Here is an 18558-nt window from a genome sequence, read left to right on the forward strand (position 1 = left end):
TAGTGGTCATGTTCATTCTGTTAATGGGACCGCCTGGTGCTGGTAAAGGTACTCAGGCGGCTCAACTGGTAGAAAAATTTCATATCCCCCATATCTCAACCGGGGATATGTTCCGCGCAGCCGTTAAAGAAGGCACTGAACTTGGCAAACAAGCTAAAGCCTGCATGGATGCCGGACAATTGGTACCTGATAGCGTTACAATCGGTATCGTAAAAGAGCGCTTGGCTAAAGAGGATTGCAAAAAAGGATTTATCCTTGACGGCTTTCCTCGCACCACTATCCAAGCCGAAGCTCTTGATCGAACGTTGGCAGAACTTGCTATCAAACTGGACCGGGTTGTTAACATTACTGCCCCAAGTTCAGAACTGGTAGGTCGTATGACTGGCCGCCGAATTTGCAGAGGCTGCGGCGCTACCTACCATGTAGCGTTTAATGCTCCGCAAAAAAGCGGTGTCTGCGATAAATGCGGCGGCGAACTTTACCAACGCGATGACGACACAGAAGAAACAGTCGTTAACCGCTTGTCGGTATATCAAGTGCAGACGCAACCGCTCATTGAATACTATCAGGATAAAGGCCTTTATACCGAAATCAATGGACTTCAACCCATTGATGCCGTTCTGAAGGATATCATCAACAGCCTGCGAGGCGGGCAAGTATGATAATATTAAAATCACAAAGGGAGATAAATTACCTGCGTGATGCTGGGCGAATAGTGGCCGAAACGCTAAAAGAAGTTGAAAAAGCGGTTAAACCTGAAGTCACTACGCTTGAACTAGACAGGATTGCCGAGCAATATATAAAAAGCAAGAAAGCCACACCCGCCTTCAAAGGCTATCATGGCTTTCCCGGAAGTATTTGCGCCTCGGTAAATGAAGAGGTAGTACATGGCATTCCTGGATTAAAAAGGTTAAAAAATGGAGATAATGTAAGTATTGATATTGGCGCTTTCATTAACGGTTATTGCGGCGATGCTGCAATTACAGTGCCGGTTGGTGAAGTCGACGAAGAACTCAAGAAACTTATCGAAGTTACCGAACAGTCACTATATAAAGGGATTGAAAAAGCTGTGGAGGGTAATCGTTTAGGCGATATCTCCCATAGCGTTCAAGCCTACGCCGAGGAGCATGGTTTTGGTGTCGTGCGCGACTTTGTTGGGCACGGCATTGGCAGAAACATGCACGAAGACCCACAGATACCCAACTATGGACTTCCCGGACGCGGCCCGCGATTAAAAGCTGGTATGACTTTAGCAATAGAGCCTATGATTAACGCAGGGACTCATGAGGTCAAGACTTTGGGCGATAACTGGACAGTAGTGACCGCTGATGGCAAGCGTTCGGCCCATTTTGAACACACCATTGCCATTACGGCCGATGGTCCGGAGATATTAACAAAACTATAGGAGGAGACGGCTGGTGCCTAATGGAACTATTACCCCTGGGCAGATTGTAAGATCAACAGCAGGACGTGATGCTGGCCACGCTTATGTGGTGCTCGGGTGGAATAAGCCGCAAACTCTTCTGGTAGCTGACGGACGCGGACGTAAAGTCGCTAGTCCTAAGAAAAAAAACGTTAAGCACGTCACAAGGCATTCTATTGCTGCTAATTTGGCGGAGATACTAGCCGGAGGAACAAACCCTACCGACGAAAATATCCGTCAGGCCCTCGCCCAAATCGAGGTGACCGGATATGCTTAAAAGCGGACGAGGAGGGATAGCTCATGTCCAAACAAGATGTAATTGAAGTGGAAGGTACGGTCATTGAGGCATTGCCAAACGCCATGTTCCAGGTTAAACTGGAAAACGGTCATATTGTACTGGCTCATGTGTCGGGTAAGATTCGCATGAACTTCATCCGGATTTTACCGGGCGATAAAGTTACGATTGAACTGACACCGTACGATTTAAAACGCGGCCGTATTACCTATAGGTTTAAATAGCTTGTGTTCGTGGGTTCGTAAGTTCGTTAGTCAAGTCGATGAGCGAACGCGGACTGACGGGCTACCGGACGCACGATAAGGAGGTTTAATTATGAAAGTAAGGCCATCAGTTAAGCCTATATGTGAAAAATGCAAAATCATCAAACGGCATGGCAGAGTAATGGTGATTTGCGAAAATCCTAAACATAAACAAAAACAAGGCTAAGAACAAGGGGGTGGATTAATACATGGCACGTATTGCCGGTGTAGACTTACCGCGTGACAAACGCATCGAAATTGCATTAACATACATTTTTGGTATTGGTTTGACATTATCCAAAGAAATCTTAAAAAATACCGGAATTAATCCTGATACCAGAACTCGTGACCTCACAGAAGAAGAAGTTGCTAAACTGCGTGAGAACATTGATAAAAACTATCGCGTAGAAGGCGACCTTCGTCGTGAAGAAGCACTTAACATTAAGCGGCTCATTGAGATCGGCTCTTATCGTGGCAAGCGGCACCGCATGGGTCTTCCTGTACGTGGACAACGTTCAAAGACCAATGCTCGTACCCGCAAAGGCCCGAAAAAGACTGTCGGCGCTAAAAAGAAAAAGTAAAGGAGGGTTAACCTTTGGCTCAAAAGAAAGCTGCAAGACCAAAACGTAAAGAACGTAAAAATATAGAACATGGTGTTGCTCACATTCGATCGACATTCAACAACACCATCGTAACAATCACTGATACCAGAGGCAATGCCATCTCCTGGGCAAGCGCCGGTGGACTGGGCTTTAGAGGCTCCAGAAAAAGCACTCCGTTCGCTGCTCAAATGGCTGCCGAAACCGCTGCGAAAGCTGCCATGGAGCATGGCCTGAAACAAATCGAAGTATTTGTTAAAGGTCCTGGTGCTGGCCGTGAAGCGGCTATCCGCTCCCTTCAGGCTGCAGGCCTTGAAGTTAATATGATTAAAGACGTAACACCCATTCCGCACAATGGATGCCGTCCGCCAAAAAGAAGAAGAGTTTAAGGAATTGGGAGGTGTTTGATAAGAATGGCAAAATATACAGGTCCTGTTTGCAGATTATGCCGTCGTGAGGGTGCAAAACTATACCTCAAAGGCGACAGATGCTATAGCGATAAATGCTCCTTCACAGAGCGCGGATTTGCTCCCGGCCAACATGGTGCCGGTCAAGCCCGTAAAAAAGTTTCTGAATATGGCATTCAGCTTCGTGAGAAGCAAAAAACCCGCCGTATTTACGGTGTGCTTGAGCGCCAATTCCGTAACTACTTTGAGAAGGCTGAACGCCAAAAAGGCATTACCGGTGAAAACCTTTTAGTTATGTTGGAAAGAAGACTTGACAATGTTGTTTTCCGCATGGGTTTGGCTGAAAGCCGCAACCAAGCAAGACAACTGGTTCGTCACGGCTTATTCAACGTAAATGGCCGCCGTGTAAATATTCCTTCCTTCCTGGTTAAAGCTGGCGACGTAGTTGCCGCACGGGAAGAAAGAAAAGAATCACCAATCATGAAAAAAATCGCTGAGGCACTTGGTCACAAGACAGCTCCGGCTTGGCTTGAAATGACTGCTGCTGATATGAGTGGTAAAGTTATGCGCTACCCCACCCGGGAGGAAATTGATATTCCTATCCAGGAACATCTAATTGTAGAATTGTACTCGAGATAATCTGCCCTCAAACCGTGGCGATGGCGTAACTCAAGAGTTTGCGCAAATGAGGAGGGTTTTTCCGGATGATTGAAATCGAAAAACCGAAAATCGAAGTAGTGGAAGTAAGTGAAGATGGCCGATATGGCAAATTTGTATGGGAACCGTTAGACCGGGGCTTTGGTATTACACTAGGTAACAGTCTAAGACGCGTACTCCTTTCCTCTTTGCCGGGAGCAGCTGTAACCTCAGTGAAAATCGATGGTGTTCTTCATGAATTTGCTACTATTCCTGGTGTTCGGGAGGACGTCACCGACATTATTCTGAACCTAAAAGAATTATGTCTTAAAATGCATAGTGACGAGCCCAAAGTTTTACTGATTGAGGCGTTTGAAGAAGGCGACGTCAAAGCAGGCGATATTAAAGCTGACGCCGATATTGATATTTTAAACCCTGAACTCCACCTGGCGACAGTAGGTGCTGGTGGCAAGCTCCGCATGGAACTAATGGTTGAAAAGGGCAAAGGCTATGTACCGGCTGACAAAAACAAAAAACCCGACCATGTAATCGGGATTATTCCTATTGATTCCATCTTCTCACCGATAGTACGTGTCAATTACAATGTTACCGACACCCGTGTTGGTAACGTAACCAACTACGACAAACTAACATTAGAAGTATGGACAGATGGCAGTATGCGTCCCGAGGAAGCGGTCAGCAAAGCTGCTGGCATAATGGTGTCGCACCTGAAATTGATTCAAAATATTGCCGGAGAACCTCCCGAAGAGGATGAGGGTCAGGGTTTAGTATCTGAAGAACCAGCTGAAGGAAAGAACAGGACAATGGAAATGACCATTGAAGATCTTGATCTTTCAGTGCGTTCTTACAATTGTCTAAAACGGGCCGGAATTAACACCGTGGCTGAATTGGTACAAAAGAGCGAAGAAGATATGATGAAAGTTCGCAACTTAGGCCGTAAGTCATTGGAAGAAGTTAAGAAGAAGATTATAGAGATGGGTTTGGAATTAGCAGAACACGAAGAGTAAAGGGAGGGAAGAATTGTGGCCTACAGAAAGTTAGGACGGGACACTAGTGCTCGTAAAGCATTGTTTCGTAGCATGTTAACTTCCTTCTTTGCATATGAGCGTATTGAAACAACGGAAGCTAAGGCAAAAGAAATCAGCGGCCTTGCCGAGAAAATGATTACTTTGGCTAAGCGTGGCGACCTGCATGCTCGCCGCCAAGTGTTATCAAGCCTCTACGACGAAGAAGTTGTGAAAAAGCTGTTTGATGAAATTGCTCCTAAATATGCCGAGCGCCAAGGCGGTTATACTCGGGTATTGAAACTTGGTCCGCGTCGTGGTGATGCGGCACCTATGGCGATTATCGAATTAGTGTAACAAGTAAAAGACGAGGGCGGCCCGGCGGGTCGCCTTTATTCTTACGGGGGTGCATTAAGCCTCACCATGGTAGAACTTATTAAAATTGAAAACTTGCGTCATACGTATCCTGGTTATGACGGACAGGAAGTTGCGGCGCTTACTGATATTAATCTGACAGTCAACCAAGGAGAATTTGTCGCTGTTATTGGTACAAATGGATCAGGCAAATCTACCTTGGCCAAACATCTTAATGCCCTTATTTTGCCGACAGGCGGCAAATGCATAGTGGCAGGTATGGATACTGCAGATTCTGATAAGGTATGGGAGATACGCCAACAAGTCGGTATGGTGTTTCAAAACCCCGACAATCAAATAGTTGCCGCCATTGTAGAAGAAGATGTAGCTTTTGGTCCCGAAAACCTTGGTGTTGAACCAGCAGAAATTGTTAGGCGGGTAACAGAAGCATTGCAACTTGTTAACATGGAAGAATACCGCCATCATGGTCCGCATCTCTTATCAGGCGGACAGAAACAACGAGTAGCCATTGCCGGCGTATTGGCAATGCGCCCTAAGTGCTTAGTCCTGGATGAGCCAACGGCCATGCTTGACCCGCGTGGCCGTAAAGAAGTGTTGGAAACCGTCTGTCGCCTAAACCAAGAAGGAATTACCGTCATATATATTACTCATTTTATGGAAGAAGCAGTTACTGCTCATAGGGTAGTTGTCATGGAACAGGGTAAAATTGTTACCCAGGGAACACCGGTGGAGATATTTAGCCAGGTAGACAGACTAAAGGCAATGGGGCTTGACGTTCCCGTAGCCGCCGAAGTGGCCGCTTGCTTACGTGAGCAAGGAATAAAACTTGAGCAGGATATAATAAGTGATGAACAACTGGTGGTGGCGTTATGTCCATAATCTTTGAAAACGTTACTTATACGTATATGCCAAATACGCCATACCAGCGAACAGCTATCCAAAATATCAATCTAACTATTAATAAAGGCGAGTTCGTTGGCATAATTGGCCACACCGGTTCGGGTAAATCGACTTTAGTTCAACATATGAACGGCTTAATTAACCCGACTTCCGGACAAGTAACAGTAGATGGAGTCGATTTAAAACTAAAAAACCAGGCAGCCCGTGATGCCAGGCGGCGGGTTGGCATGGTTTTTCAGTATCCTGAACACCAGTTATTCGAGGAAACCATTTATCAAGACATTGCTTTTGGCCCCAAGAACCTGGGTGTGCCAGAAGAGGAAATGGAAAAACGAGTCCGTCGGGCTATGGACTTTGTAGGACTTGATTTTGAAACCTTCAAAGACCGCTCACCCTTTAACTTAAGTGGCGGACAAATGCGGCGGGTAGCTATCGCCGGTGTGATTGCACTGGAACCCGATTACCTGGCTCTTGATGAACCAGCTGCAGGGCTTGATCCCCGGGGGCGTGACGAGATTTTTGGGCAAATTGTTAAATTGCACCAGAAAACAGGCATTACCGTTATCCTCGTGTCACACAATATGGAGGATGTAGCCCGCTTTGCCAGTCGGGTATTAGTTATGAACGGTGGTCAAGTCAGCCTCGATGGGCCGCCGAGTGAAATATTTGGCAGCGGACGCAAGGAACTTCAGGGCGCCGGCGTAGACGTGCCACCCTTAACAGCGCTCATTGATAAGCTTCAGGCTAACGGCCTGCCGATAGAAAATGGTGCTATGACGACGGAGGCCGCGGTTAAGGAAATCCTTAAAGCCGTTAGGGGGCACAAGCATGCTTAATGACATTACTCTGGGTCAGTACTTTCCCGGAAAGTCACCCATCCATCTTCTTGATCCCCGCACTAAGATACTAGGTGTTGTCGCCTATATCTGCACAATCTTTTTAGCGGAAGACTATCTGGCGTATTCCATATTGATCGCTTTTGCCGCGCTTGCTGTCGGCATATCAGGTATTCCCTTCCGGATGGTAGCTCGCTCAATAAAACCGCTATGGGTTATCATCTTATTAACCTTGGCAATTCATGTTTTTAGTACCCCTGGCAGGGTCATTCTTCAGCTAGGGCCTCTTACAGCTACACAAGAAGGATGCCGAATGGGTATACTTATGTCTTTAAGACTGATACTCTTAATTGCTGTGTCCTCATTATTAACCTTTACTACTTCCCCCATCGCCCTGACGGATGGCATTGAACGGTTATTAAACCCCTTTCGGCGACTGGGTGTACCAGCCCATGAACTGGCTATGATGATGACAATTGCGCTTAGATTTATACCTACCTTGTTAGAAGAAGCCGACCGGATAATGAAAGCCCAGATGGCACGGGGAGCTGACTTTACTTCCGGTAATCTGTTAAACAGGGCCAAAAATATGGTTCCTCTGTTAGTACCGTTGTTTATCAGCGCTTTCCGCCGGGCAGATGAATTAGCCGTAGCTATGGAAGCCAGATGCTATCGTGGAGGCGAAAACCGTACCCGCATGAAAGAATTGAAAATGGGGTCACGCGATCTTGTTGTCGCCGGAACTTTCGCCATATTAATAGCTGTATTGGCAGTCGTAAAGGCATACAATATCACGATATGAGAAACATTAAACTCATACTGGCCTACGATGGCACCGCTTATCACGGGTTTCAACGCCAAGCCAATGCCATGACCATTCAGCAGCTAGTAGAAGAACGGCTGGCTAAAATCTTTGGACATGAATTAAAACTTACTGGCTCAGCCCGTACCGATACCGGGGTTCATGCGTATGGGCAGGTAGTCAACTTCTTTAGCCATGGTACAATTCCCACTGAGCGTATTCCTTTGGCGACTAAAGGGTTATTACCGCCTGATATCGTAGTGGTAAGCGCCAGCGAGGAGTCCACGGAATTTCATTCGCGATGTGCGGCAAAAGGAAAGGTGTATCGCTATCGGCTATTAAATACGCGGTTAGCCAATCCCTTTGAACGAAATTATGCATGGCATTTTCCCGCCAGCCTTGAACCCAAGCTAATGCATGAAGCCGCTCAGATTGTTGTTGGCACTCATGACTTTTCCGCATTCCGGGCAGCTGGCGGCGCACCGGTAAGCCCGGTACGGACAATTATGTCTGCGGCATGCCGGGAAGCGGGTAACGCCATTTTGGAATTGGAATTTTACGGTAATGGGTTCTTGTATCATATGGTACGGAATTTGGTTGGAACACTGGTAGAAGTCGGGCAAGGCCGCATGAGCCTGGAAGGGTTTGCCACCGTGCTAGCGAGCCGTGACCGTAAAGCAGCAGGTATTACCGCGCCGCCGCAAGGTCTCTATTTAATGGAAGTGAAATACTAAATGCGGATTGTCCAAAATATTTTCGATCTGCCAAGGTATAACGCTTGACATCAATCAACTAATTTATTACAATAACTTTATGAGATTTTTGCCATGTATTCCATTAGCCCCGGAATTCAAGGTTAAACATCATAGTATGTATCGATAGTTAAGATAGTCCTTTAGCTTGTACGAGGAGGATAGACAATGAAAACTTTTATGGCAAACCCGGCCAACATCCAGCGTAAATGGTATGTTGTGGATGCCGAGGGTCAAACCCTTGGTAGATTGGCCGTTGAAGTCGCGAAAGTTCTTCGCGGCAAAAATAAACCGATCTTCACTCCCCATGTTGATACCGGCGACCACGTAATTGTGATTAACGCTGACAAAGTTGTATTAACTGGTAAAAAATTGGAGCAAAAAGAATATTTTCGTCATTCAGGATATCCTGGTGGCACCACCTTCACTCCTGCTGGCAAAATGCTTGCTGAAAAGCCTGCACGTGTGATTGAAATGGCAGTAAAAGGCATGCTTCCTAAGAACAGCCTTGGTCGTCAAATGTATCGCAAACTTAACGTATATGCCGGCCCTAATCATCCGCACGAGGCTCAAATGCCAGAAGTGCTGGAACTTAATATTAGGTAATACCGGAAAGGAGGAACATATATATGGCATTGGTTACTTACTACGGCACAGGCCGCAGAAAAACCTCGGTTGCCAGAGTTCGTCTGGTTCCGGGAGAAGGCAAGATCATCGTGAATCAGCGTCCGCTGGACGAATATTTTGGTTTAAAAACTCTTGAGCTTATCGTTACTCAACCTCTTAACATCACCGACACTGTCGGAAAATATGATGTATTAGCAAAAGTTGAGGGCGGCGGCGTATCCGGCCAAGCTGGTGCGGTTCGTCACGGCATTGCCCGCGCTCTTTTAAAAGTAGATGGTGAATTCCGTCTGCCGCTGAAAAAAGCCGGTCTCTTAACTCGTGACCCACGCGAAAAAGAGCGTCGTAAATACGGCCTCAAAAAAGCTCGTAAAGCTTCTCAGTTCTCCAAACGTTAATTTTATCAAAAGCGGAACCCCTGCAGACTCAGTGTTTGCAGGGGTTTTTGTTATTTAAAAGCGTCTAAAAATGGCTAAAAACATATTCATTAGTAACACACTAGTAACAAATATTATATTAAATTTATTGTGCTCAGCTACTTGCTGTGTCGTTTTGCTCGACAACTCGATAATACTCAAAGAGCAAGTGACGCAACTTCAACAGAATTGACTAAATATCAATATACTTAGAGCAGTGCAAGCAAGCGGTCCAGCGGCTAAAGAAGGAAATAAATGAGCACTATCTTCTGTATGGCGCTGGCCATAAGATAACGTGCGGATTACAACAGTCATATGGTCGGCATAAGCGGTATGGCCGGCAATAGTATGGCCTACAATGGAATGGACCGCAATTAAAAGGAATGCAACACTGGCGTGTATTGTGCTGTTCGTCCCATTCCGTTAGTTCGGGATACTCCCTTATTTTATTGCTTTTACGTTTCATATGTTTGCTCCTTAGATTTATATATAACATAATATGCAATAGGGAATGCAGGAGTTAAATTGCATAATCATAAAAAGCCTATCTCTCACTAGTTGAGGGATGGGCTTTTCTATTTTGTCGCTCCGGGAAACCTGGGCGGCATTTTTTGTCACTTTACTACATTGCATAACATATTATGTAAAAAAGGAGGTGTGGAATTGTGTCTGAAGAAAATCGTGATGTCATTGGCGCATTTAAAAAGCGGTTGGAAAGGTTGGAAAATCAAATCGGAGAAATAGATAGAAATGTCAGCGAGATTCTCCGAATAGTTCGTAGAAGAGAAGAGGGAGAGGGAGAGAGCCAAGGGGATTGATGTCTTATTCACAGCCCTGCAACCGTGGGGCTTTTTTATTTTGTCATTATTTTACATATAATGTATTACGGAGGTGTTGAAAGTGGGCTGCTGTCATAGACATCACTGTATGCCACGCTGTACAAGGCTATTACTTTAAACTTATTGCTTTTAGCCGTGAGACCCAGTGGCTGTAGCTGCTGGGTGTTTATATTTTTTGGGCAGAAAAATAAGCCGGTTTCCCGGCTTACTCTGCGAATCATATTTACTTAAGAGCACATGAACCCTTATCCCGTTTTCGTCTGGTGAAAAATCAAACATCTTGTGTAGACTTCTGCCGGTGTTTTCCGGCCAATCAATTCCTGAAATTCTCTTTGTAGCATCGTTGTCGTCTGCATTTATTTAACTATATAATTAAATTATAAGCTTCATAATTGATTTAAATAATAATTTTTAACTATATAATTAATAATATTGCCATATAATTAAATTAGTGTTATTATGATATTGAGGTGGTGGATGTGGCGATTAATATAGTCAAAGCCAAAATAATTGAATCCGGTAAAACCATGTCTCAGGTAGTAGAGGAATTAAACCGGCAAGATGATTTCGGCAGCTTACAAAACCTTAGTCAGAAATTGAGCCGGGGAACATTAAAATACACGGAAGCTGAGAAGATTGCCAGTATATGTGGCTATGAAATCATTTGGAAAAAGCGGGAGGGGTGACTATGGATAGAAAGTTAAAAACAGCTCTGCAAGCAATGATAAATGATTATTATGCTCTTGATAAGGAAATCAATCATCCCAGCACGGCATCGGCCAGGGAACTGCAGTTATTCGCGGCTAAAGAAGCTCTTAACCAGGTTTTGCAACATTTCAAGAATGCTGAATACATTGAGTACGTTAATGGTCGATGGCAGATTAAAACTATTGTGGTTGAATCCACTTCGAGCAAAGAATAAAAGAACCCCAGCAGTAGCCGGGGAGAGGGGTTAACCCCCGGATTTAAAGGGTGTCCGGTTCTCCATGTGTTATATTGTTCAAAACCCTGCCGGGTATCCGGCAGGGTTTTTATATAAAATTAAATTACTTTGGGAGGATGATTGCTATGCTAGAATTATTAAAGACAAGAAGAAGTACCCGGAAATATAAAGAATTGCCGGTAGCCAAAACAGAACTCGATAAAATTCTAAAAGCAGCCTTGCTTGCCCCTTCCGGAAAAAATATAAGGCCGCTAGAGTTTGTCGTTATTGAAGATAAGGAAACTCTGCTAAAACTAGAAACTTGTAAGCAGCCTGGGGCAGTTGCACTGAAAACAGCTCCCTTGGCTATTGTGGTTATTGGTGATCCTGAAAAAAGTGATACCTGGATAGAGGATGCCTCCATTGCTTCCGTACTTATCCAGCTAGAAGCGGAAGCCTTGGGTTTTGGTTCTTGCTGGATACAATGCAACAAAAGAAAAAGCAAAACAGGAGAGAATTCCGAAGATGCGGTTAGAAAAATCTTGAGCATACCTGCTCACTATGGGGTTTTAAGCATGATAGCTATAGGTCATAAGGATGAGACATTAAAAGCTTATGACGAGTCGAATCTTGATTTTACGAAAGTTCATTATGCTAAATACTAAGTTTTAATTATACCGAAAACGGATAAGTCTCCGAAGGCGGCTAGAATACATATTGTTAGGTGAGCCTCCTATGCTAGGTTAAGCACTACCTACTATAGGAGGCTTTGTTATGCCCAAAAAAGCAAATAGTTTTCATTCGTTTTTTGTATTAAATGATATAAAATTCTTCCATAAACTAGCAGGATTTTTTCATCTAAGGCAGAATGCTAATTAATAATAAATATTAACACAATATTAGTATCGCATAGAATGAGGAGCGGGTAGAATGAAACAGCTTAGCAGAACAAATACCTGGAGCTGGAATGGTGAACAGGTTGTATTTGCAGAAGAAAAAGATGCTTTGTGGGGAATTGTTGAACAAGCCAACGGAGCATGGGCAATTTTGGTGGATGCACCGGGTGGTGTTTTAACAGCCGAACAATTTGCCGTATTGTCTAACATAATGGCTGACGGCGGTGTTGCTGTTAAATTTACCAGACGTCAGCTGCCAATTTTGCTAGTGCCTAAGGATAAAGTGACAGGGGCATTGGAAAAATTGACGGCTGGCGGTTTAAAAGTGGCTAACGTTCATGGCAGTGTCAGGAACATTGTAGCTTGTCCTGGAAAAGGCCTGTGTGTTCATGCTCGCCAGGAAACCTTGGGACTGGCCAAAGAAATTAACGATGCAGTGTATGGCACAAAACTGCCGTGGGATTTTAAAGTCGGAATTTCCGGCTGTCCGCGTAATTGTTCGGCGGCCTTGTGTCAGTGTATTGGCCTGATTGGCGAACCACGGGGGAAGTTTACTATTGCCCTGGGTGGCAAAGAAAGCGGTACAACTCCCCTTCACGGGCAGGTATTACCGGTCAAAGTTCCGCGGGAAAAAGTGGTGCCGGTAATTATGCGGCTTCTGGCGTTGTATATGGACTTGGCTGCTCAGCTTAAGGCCGGTGGCGATCTGCCGGAACATTCGCGTCTATATCACGTAATTGCGAAAGCAGGTATAGACAAGTTTATTACTGCAGTACAAGAGGAGGTGGAAGCATGAGCTTTTCCAAAGAAAGTGCATTTGTAGCGTTTGTCGGCACCAACAAAGCGTGCGGCAATTGTAAAAACTGTGCTAAAAGTCGCTGTCATGTGGGGATCGCTAAAGATACTTTAATGTATATGTCGCAGACAGGTGCGAAATTTAATGACGAAATTCCGGAAGATATTTTGGATCTAATCCGTTCTTTGCCGGTTGTTGATGGCCGGGTTGATCGGTTTAAAGCTCTGGCAGCTTATGACGCCGTCAGCAAGATTTGTGATAACTGCCGCCTGCAGGATCATGACGAATTCTGTGCAATCAACATTACCCTGACGGCGTTAGGAATATTGATTTATGGTCCTTCTTTTCAAACCGAAAAGGATAAGGAGATGCTAGCCTAGCATCTCCACGGACAGGAGGCTGTGCTGAAGCATATTTTTCAGCACAGCCTCCTCTTAATTTAACAGTCTATTTTGCCAGTAATATCGGTGTTAATTTAGCATCCTGCGCTTGGGCCGGGCCGATATAACCGTTGCGGGTCATGGCGGCAAGGACTACGGCCTGGCGCTGCTTGGCGGCCTCGAAGCTAACATACGGGGAGGTCAGGGAGGGCGCGTTGGGCAGACCGGCAAGCATGGCACATTCAGCTAGGTTAAGGTGGAACGGCGGTTTGCCGAAATATATGTTTGATGCTTCACCAATACCATAAGCTCCAGAGCCAAAGTAAATGGTATTTAAGTACATTTCCAAAATTTCTTCTTTGGAATAGTTCATTTCAATATCGATAGCCAGGATAAACTCTTCGGCTTTACGCCCAAGGGTGCGTTCTTGCGATAGAAAAAGGTTCTTTATCAGCTGCTGGCTAATTGTACTGCCGCCTTCGGCAAACGAACCTGTTTGCACATTCACTAAAGTTGCGCGTAAGATACCTTCAACATCGAAGCCGCTGTGCTGATAAAACCGGCTGTCTTCCACCGCAATAATGGCTTGCTGCATAGCCAGAGGAACATCTGATAAGCGGATATAATTTTTTTTGTCAAGCTTGGCGGTAACGGCTTTTTTGAGAAAGATAATTCTATGTATCCGTTCCCAGGTGCTGCTGACGGTTGTTACCGTAGTAACTGCTTCTGTTGGCACTTGAATCTTAGATGTATAGGAACGGAGTAACAATCCGCCGCCAGCCCACATAAAAGCTACAAGAAAAATTATTAGTAATAAGACCACAACCCGCCCTGTTCGTAAACGCATAGTTTTCAAGCAAATCACTCCTTAAAGCAAGGCTTTACGTATTAATTTTAGCATTTAATTGCGAAATAGAGAATACAGTTTAAATAGCAGTAGCAGACCGTTAATAAAAAGGCAGGGGATGAATGTGCGGGTATTGGCGGTACGGCGCCGGAGATTGTTCAGTGTAGCAATGGTTAGTATTGCGGTAGTGGTGCTAAATCTGCTTACATTGCGATATCTTGTGCTTGATGATATTGAAAAGGTCAATTTAGCCGTACTTAACGGCAAGACGATAGCCATAGATGCCGGGCATGGCGGTATCGATGATGGTGCCAAATGGCATGGCCTTGACGAAAAAAATATAAATTTGGCGATTGCCCAAAAGCTTGCCGAGGTTTTGACCGCTAACGGGGCAACACCGGTAATGACTCGTGAAGGTGATGTAGATTATTATACCAAAGGTAAGGGCGGCAAGAAGAATGATTTACTAAAACGTGTCGAAATTATTGATAATTCTGGGGCCAATTTATTTGTCAGCATTCACTGCAATGCCATCAAAGGCAATAACTGGTCGGGGGCGCAGGTTTTTTACAATCCCAAAGTAGAAGAAAATAAGCGGCTGGCTGATACTATGCAGCAAGCCCTTAAAAATTTCCCCCCTGGCAACAAGCGGCAAACCAAGCAGGATTCTGATATTATTGTCTTGAAATTTGTAAATGTTCCTGGTGTCCTTGTTGAAGCCGGGTTTATTAGCAATCCTGCTGAAGCCGCACGCTTAAACAGTCAAGACTATCAGCAGAAACTGGCCGAATATATAGCGAAAGCAATCGCGTATCATTTCAGCCAGAATGTGGGAAGATAAAGCGTAGTTAGTACGCACCACTAACTGAAGGGAGCGATTTGATGGACAATTTGGTTGGCTGTGCGCTTATGCCGCATCCGCCGATTATGGTCCCGGAAGTAGGCAAAAACGAACTTGATCAGGTTAAGGCTACTGTTTCAGCCGTTACCCAGGCGGCCGAGCTTCTTAGAGAAGGCAATCCGCAAACGGTTGTTATTATCACACCGCATGGTCCGGTGTTTGAAGATTCCGTAACTGTCAGTATTCATCCCCGCCTTAAAGGGAATATGGCACAGTTTGGTGCTCCGGATGTAACTCTCGGGTTTGAGACAGATAATTTATTAATTAAGCACATAATTCGGAGTTGTCAGCGCCTGGGAATAAATCTGCAAGAGTTAACGGATGATATTGCCAAAAACTACCGGGTCGCTTTACGATTGGATCATGGCGCCTTTGTGCCCTTATATTATTTATCTAAGGCCGGGTTCAAGGGGCAAATTGTACATTTGACAATGGGGATACTGCCCTACGAAGAGATGTATACCTTTGGTAAAGCCGTCCAAGCGGCGATTGGTAATGTGGACAAGCGGGTGGCCGTTATCGCTTCCGGTGATTTGTCGCACCGTCTTATTCCAGGTGCACCGGCCGGTTACAGCCCGAAAGGGGCAGAATTTGACCGGCAGGTAGTAGAGGCACTTAAACGTATTGATGTTAAAGCCTTGCTTAACATGGACAGAAACCTGATAGAGGAAGCCGGAGAATGTGGTCTCAGGCCAATTTTCTTCTTGCTGGGTGTAATGGGCGGGCTGGATGCCGAAACCATACTGTCTTCGTATGAAGGCCCGTTTGGAGTAGGCTATGCAGTTACTCTTTATAAAGTAAAAGGCAAGAAGTAGGGGGGGAGCTTACTTATGGGTGCACTAACACCAACATTGCTTGCCCGGGAGAGTCTTACATATTATTTAAAACAGGGTGCTTTTCTTGCTAAACCGGCAGAACTCCCGGAACCCTTACCTGGACGGGCAGGCGTATTTGTGTCTTTTAAAAAAAACGGCGAGCTGCGCGGTTGTATCGGAACCTTTGCTCCTACCCAACCGACAATAGCCGAAGAAATCATTCGCAATGCTGTAAGTGCCGGCACAGAAGATCCGCGCTTTTGGCCAATTGAGTTGGATGAATTGCCGGACCTGGAAGTCTCGGTTGATGTGCTGGGTGCACCGGAACAAATTGACAGCGTTAATGAGCTTGATCCGAAAAAATACGGAGTCATTGTTCGTAAAGGGCGGCGTTCCGGCTTGCTGTTGCCTGATCTCGAAGGGGTAGATACGATTGACGAACAGCTTAGTATTGCTATGCAAAAAGCCGGTATCCGGCCTGAGGAAGAGGTAGATTTGTATCGCTTTACGGTAACGCGGTATAAGTAAGCTAAAGCAGGTGAGCTAAGATGCATGAGGCACTCTACTACGAACCGCAGGGACAAGCCGTCATGTGCAGGCTATGCCCTAAAGGCTGCACTATTGCCGAAGGGCGGACCGGCTTTTGCCGGGCTCGCACCAACACGGGCGGAAAGCTGTATAGCTTAAATTATGCGCAAACTACTGCGCAGGCGCTTGATCCTATCGAAAAAAAACCGTTATATCATTTTTATCCCGGCAGTACCATCTTGTCACTGGGAACTTGGGGTTGTAACTTTGCCTGCAAGTTTTGTCAGAATTGGCATATTGCGCAGGAACAGCCGCAAACAGGTTCGCTTGAGCCCCAAGAGGCTGCCAACTTAGCAACACAACTTACCGGCCGCGGCAATATCGGGATAGCCTATACCTATTCCGAACCCAGTGTCTGGTATGAATATATTCTGGATACGGCTCGGCTGGTACAAGCCGCAGGCCTTAAAAATGTCTTGGTTTCCAACGGGTTTATCAATGAACAGCCTTTAGCCGAGCTGCTGCCGTTTATTGATGCCATGAACATTGATATCAAGGCGTATAGCGACAACTTTTATCAAAAAGTGTGTGCCGGGCAACTCGAACAAGTCAAACGTACGGTGGAGCAAGCGGCCAAGCACTGCCATGTAGAGATAACTACGCTTGTTGTGCCGGGACTTAATGATTCAGAAAGAGAGCTATTGGCATTGGCCGAATGGCTGGCAAATATTAATGCCGATATACCGCTGCACTTTTCCCGGTATTTCCCTAACTACAAAATGGATGAACCGCCGACTCCTGTAAGCACACTTACAATGGCTTATAACACAGCGAGAAAATATCTTCACTATGTATATATCGGTAATATCGGCGGCGAATTTAACAACACGTACTGCCCCGAGTGCGGGTATAAAGTCATTGATCGTCTAAACGGCTACAGCTATTTAGCGGAGGACGCAGAAAATGGGTCCGGAAAAAACTGCCCCCAATGTGGGCGTAGTATATATATTATTGGAAAAGTTAATTTTTAAACAGAGGCTGTCACTAATTATTTGTGGCCTCTCTTTTTCTTTTTTAGCCTGATATATCCAGTATATCCCACGGTATCCAAATCTTGCTCTGTATTTACCACACTATATGAAATACAATAAACATTGGATTCTATCCAATAAAAATTATGCATACATATGCACAAAAAACACTTGAATTATTATACAACTATATTGTATAATTATTAAAAAAGGAGCGAGGTCCATGAAAATTAGCATTGTTGGAGCCACTGGATATACTGGCGCAGAACTGCTCCGGATACTGGCGACTCATCCGGAAGCCGAGATCTTGTACATAACCTCTGAGAGTCAGCCGGGTACGGCTATTAATGAGATTTACCCTCATCTTACAAAATTCTATACCAATAAGCTGGTAAGTATGGCCGATTTGGAAACGATAGCTGCGGAAAGCCAGGTTATTTTCATTGGCTTACCACATGGACACGCGATGGAAGTGGGCCGTAAAGCCACAGCCATCAATCCGAAGGTAAAAATCATTGATCTTGGTGCCGATTACCGGTTCAAGAATCATGCCGTCTATGAACAATGGTACAAATTGCCCCATACCCACAAGGAAGCGCAGGCAATATACGGTCTTACCGAATTAAACCGTACTAAAGTCAAAGAGGCTTCCATAATAGGTAATCCGGGCTGCTATACTACTGCAAGTATTTTAGCGTTGGCGCCGTTAGTTAAGGAAAAATTAATTGATGTAACGTCAATCATTATCGACGCTAAATCCGGGGTGTCTGGTGCCGGGCGGGGACTCAACCTGGGTTCGCATTTTACCGAGGTTTTCGAAAACATTAAGGCCTATAATGTGGCCGGTCACCGCCATACACCGGAAATCGAAAGCGTACTTGGCGAGCTGGCAGGTCAGGAACTTATCATAAACTTTACCCCTCATCTCATTCCGGTTGCCAGAGGCATATTAAGCACCTGCTACGCCAAACTAAAGGATGGGGTTAGTGCGGAGGCTGTTGATGAAGCCTATAACAACCTGTATGGCAAGGAATACTTTATCCGTCTGTTAGGGCGGGGCGGCTACCCGCTTACGAAAAACACACGGGGCACCAACTTCTGTGATTTAGGGTGGCATGTTGATAAGCGTACAGGCCGGGTAATTGCTATTTCCGCCATTGATAATCTCGTCAAGGGCGCATCAGGGCAGGCAGTACAAAATATGAACGTAATGTTTAATATAGAGGAAAAGACAGGATTAAATAACGCACCACTTTATCCATGAGATAGCA

The 18558-nt window shown here is 45.2% G+C and carries 28 protein-coding genes; 27 read left to right on the forward strand and 1 reads right to left on the reverse strand.

The features are described 5' to 3' along the window. Positions 1 to 8: 8 nt before the first annotated feature. The 22 genes from SRRS_RS02320 (at position 9) to SRRS_RS02425 (ending at position 13165) form a co-directional block, all read left to right on the forward strand. Complete coding sequence (locus SRRS_RS02320) at positions 9 to 662, forward strand: adenylate kinase (RefSeq protein WP_371365858.1); 654 nt, start codon at positions 9 to 11, stop codon at positions 660 to 662. Continuing rightward, positions 659 to 1405: a type I methionyl aminopeptidase gene (map, locus tag SRRS_RS02325; protein ID WP_371365860.1), complete on the forward strand. Its 747-nt coding sequence runs from the start codon at positions 659 to 661 to the stop codon at positions 1403 to 1405. The genes SRRS_RS02320 and map overlap by 4 nt, the downstream gene beginning before the upstream one ends. A gap of 13 nt (positions 1406 to 1418) precedes the next feature. Continuing rightward, the gene (locus tag SRRS_RS02330; RefSeq protein WP_371365862.1) at positions 1419 to 1700 is read left to right on the forward strand and encodes a hypothetical protein; all 282 of its coding nucleotides are present in this window, start codon (positions 1419 to 1421) and stop codon (positions 1698 to 1700) included. A 23-nt stretch (positions 1701 to 1723) separates the two neighbouring features. Further along, positions 1724 to 1942, forward strand: a complete 219-nt coding sequence (infA, locus tag SRRS_RS02335; RefSeq protein WP_084577080.1) for a translation initiation factor IF-1 — start codon at positions 1724 to 1726, stop codon at positions 1940 to 1942. 91 nt (positions 1943 to 2033) lie between these two features. Beyond that, the gene (rpmJ, locus tag SRRS_RS02340) at positions 2034 to 2147 is read left to right on the forward strand and encodes a 50S ribosomal protein L36 (RefSeq protein WP_028971919.1); all 114 of its coding nucleotides are present in this window, start codon (positions 2034 to 2036) and stop codon (positions 2145 to 2147) included. Positions 2148 to 2169: 22 nt separating this feature from the next. Then, positions 2170 to 2541 carry a 30S ribosomal protein S13 gene (gene rpsM, locus SRRS_RS02345; RefSeq protein WP_371365864.1) on the forward strand — a complete coding sequence of 124 codons (372 nt, stop codon included), beginning with the start codon at positions 2170 to 2172 and terminating at the stop codon, positions 2539 to 2541. A 14-nt stretch (positions 2542 to 2555) separates the two neighbouring features. Then, entirely contained in the window at positions 2556 to 2948 is a 393-nt protein-coding gene (rpsK, locus tag SRRS_RS02350) for a 30S ribosomal protein S11 (protein WP_371365866.1), read from the forward strand. Between the two features lie 24 nt (positions 2949 to 2972). After that, positions 2973 to 3605, forward strand: a complete 633-nt coding sequence (gene rpsD / locus SRRS_RS02355) for a 30S ribosomal protein S4 (protein ID WP_371365868.1) — start codon at positions 2973 to 2975, stop codon at positions 3603 to 3605. Between the two features lie 65 nt (positions 3606 to 3670). Further along, complete coding sequence (locus SRRS_RS02360) at positions 3671 to 4630, forward strand: DNA-directed RNA polymerase subunit alpha (RefSeq protein ID WP_371365870.1); 960 nt, start codon at positions 3671 to 3673, stop codon at positions 4628 to 4630. 15 nt (positions 4631 to 4645) lie between these two features. Beyond that, complete coding sequence (rplQ, locus tag SRRS_RS02365; protein WP_371365872.1) at positions 4646 to 4984, forward strand: 50S ribosomal protein L17; 339 nt, start codon at positions 4646 to 4648, stop codon at positions 4982 to 4984. Positions 4985 to 5050: 66 nt separating this feature from the next. Then, positions 5051 to 5881 (forward strand): energy-coupling factor transporter ATPase, encoded by an 831-nt coding sequence (locus tag SRRS_RS02370; protein WP_371365874.1) that lies wholly within the window; start codon positions 5051 to 5053, stop codon positions 5879 to 5881. Next, positions 5872 to 6738 (forward strand): energy-coupling factor transporter ATPase, encoded by an 867-nt coding sequence (locus tag SRRS_RS02375; RefSeq protein ID WP_371365876.1) that lies wholly within the window; start codon positions 5872 to 5874, stop codon positions 6736 to 6738. Before SRRS_RS02370 ends, SRRS_RS02375 begins: the two co-directional genes overlap by 10 nt. Then, positions 6731 to 7540 (forward strand): energy-coupling factor transporter transmembrane protein EcfT, encoded by an 810-nt coding sequence (locus SRRS_RS02380; protein ID WP_371365878.1) that lies wholly within the window; start codon positions 6731 to 6733, stop codon positions 7538 to 7540. The genes SRRS_RS02375 and SRRS_RS02380 overlap by 8 nt, the downstream gene beginning before the upstream one ends. Continuing rightward, positions 7537 to 8274, forward strand: coding sequence for a tRNA pseudouridine(38-40) synthase TruA (truA, locus tag SRRS_RS02385; protein WP_371365880.1), 738 nt, complete (start codon positions 7537 to 7539; stop codon positions 8272 to 8274). The genes SRRS_RS02380 and truA overlap by 4 nt, the downstream gene beginning before the upstream one ends. Positions 8275 to 8460: 186 nt before the next feature. Then, entirely contained in the window at positions 8461 to 8898 is a 438-nt protein-coding gene (gene rplM / locus SRRS_RS02390; protein ID WP_371365882.1) for a 50S ribosomal protein L13, read from the forward strand. Between the two features lie 23 nt (positions 8899 to 8921). Beyond that, positions 8922 to 9314 carry a 30S ribosomal protein S9 gene (gene rpsI, locus SRRS_RS02395; protein ID WP_371365884.1) on the forward strand — a complete coding sequence of 131 codons (393 nt, stop codon included), beginning with the start codon at positions 8922 to 8924 and terminating at the stop codon, positions 9312 to 9314. A 683-nt stretch (positions 9315 to 9997) separates the two neighbouring features. Beyond that, positions 9998 to 10150 carry a hypothetical protein gene (locus tag SRRS_RS02400; protein WP_371365886.1) on the forward strand — a complete coding sequence of 51 codons (153 nt, stop codon included), beginning with the start codon at positions 9998 to 10000 and terminating at the stop codon, positions 10148 to 10150. A 500-nt stretch (positions 10151 to 10650) separates the two neighbouring features. Then, positions 10651 to 10857 (forward strand): LLM class flavin-dependent oxidoreductase, encoded by a 207-nt coding sequence (locus SRRS_RS02405; RefSeq protein WP_371365888.1) that lies wholly within the window; start codon positions 10651 to 10653, stop codon positions 10855 to 10857. Between the two features lie 2 nt (positions 10858 to 10859). Further along, complete coding sequence (locus SRRS_RS02410; protein WP_371365890.1) at positions 10860 to 11093, forward strand: hypothetical protein; 234 nt, start codon at positions 10860 to 10862, stop codon at positions 11091 to 11093. A 146-nt stretch (positions 11094 to 11239) separates the two neighbouring features. Beyond that, positions 11240 to 11758: a nitroreductase family protein gene (locus SRRS_RS02415; RefSeq protein WP_371365892.1), complete on the forward strand. Its 519-nt coding sequence runs from the start codon at positions 11240 to 11242 to the stop codon at positions 11756 to 11758. A 265-nt stretch (positions 11759 to 12023) separates the two neighbouring features. Continuing rightward, the gene (locus tag SRRS_RS02420; RefSeq protein ID WP_371365894.1) at positions 12024 to 12785 is read left to right on the forward strand and encodes a hypothetical protein; all 762 of its coding nucleotides are present in this window, start codon (positions 12024 to 12026) and stop codon (positions 12783 to 12785) included. After that, positions 12782 to 13165 (forward strand): hypothetical protein, encoded by a 384-nt coding sequence (locus SRRS_RS02425; protein WP_371365896.1) that lies wholly within the window; start codon positions 12782 to 12784, stop codon positions 13163 to 13165. The genes SRRS_RS02420 and SRRS_RS02425 overlap by 4 nt, the downstream gene beginning before the upstream one ends. A 67-nt stretch (positions 13166 to 13232) precedes the next feature. Here the strand turns inward: SRRS_RS02425 and SRRS_RS02430 are convergent, their stop codons facing one another. Continuing rightward, entirely contained in the window at positions 13233 to 14012 is a 780-nt protein-coding gene (locus SRRS_RS02430; protein WP_371369699.1) for a transglycosylase domain-containing protein, read from the reverse strand. Between the two features lie 118 nt (positions 14013 to 14130). Between SRRS_RS02430 and SRRS_RS02435 the strand changes: the two genes are divergently transcribed. From SRRS_RS02435 to argC, 5 genes are all read left to right on the forward strand, one after another. Beyond that, positions 14131 to 14853: an N-acetylmuramoyl-L-alanine amidase gene (locus SRRS_RS02435; RefSeq protein ID WP_371365898.1), complete on the forward strand. Its 723-nt coding sequence runs from the start codon at positions 14131 to 14133 to the stop codon at positions 14851 to 14853. A gap of 41 nt (positions 14854 to 14894) precedes the next feature. Beyond that, positions 14895 to 15728: an AmmeMemoRadiSam system protein B gene (gene amrB, locus SRRS_RS02440; protein WP_371365900.1), complete on the forward strand. Its 834-nt coding sequence runs from the start codon at positions 14895 to 14897 to the stop codon at positions 15726 to 15728. Positions 15729 to 15743: 15 nt separating this feature from the next. Continuing rightward, positions 15744 to 16256 (forward strand): AmmeMemoRadiSam system protein A, encoded by a 513-nt coding sequence (gene amrA / locus SRRS_RS02445; protein ID WP_371365902.1) that lies wholly within the window; start codon positions 15744 to 15746, stop codon positions 16254 to 16256. A gap of 20 nt (positions 16257 to 16276) precedes the next feature. After that, positions 16277 to 17287 carry an AmmeMemoRadiSam system radical SAM enzyme gene (gene amrS / locus SRRS_RS02450; RefSeq protein WP_371365903.1) on the forward strand — a complete coding sequence of 337 codons (1011 nt, stop codon included), beginning with the start codon at positions 16277 to 16279 and terminating at the stop codon, positions 17285 to 17287. A gap of 223 nt (positions 17288 to 17510) precedes the next feature. Continuing rightward, positions 17511 to 18551: an N-acetyl-gamma-glutamyl-phosphate reductase gene (argC, locus tag SRRS_RS02455; protein WP_371365905.1), complete on the forward strand. Its 1041-nt coding sequence runs from the start codon at positions 17511 to 17513 to the stop codon at positions 18549 to 18551. Positions 18552 to 18558: the final 7 nt, after the last annotated feature.

Source organism: Sporomusa rhizae (assembly GCF_041428845.1).
GTDB classification, from domain to species: domain Bacteria; phylum Bacillota; class Negativicutes; order Sporomusales; family Sporomusaceae; genus Sporomusa; species Sporomusa rhizae.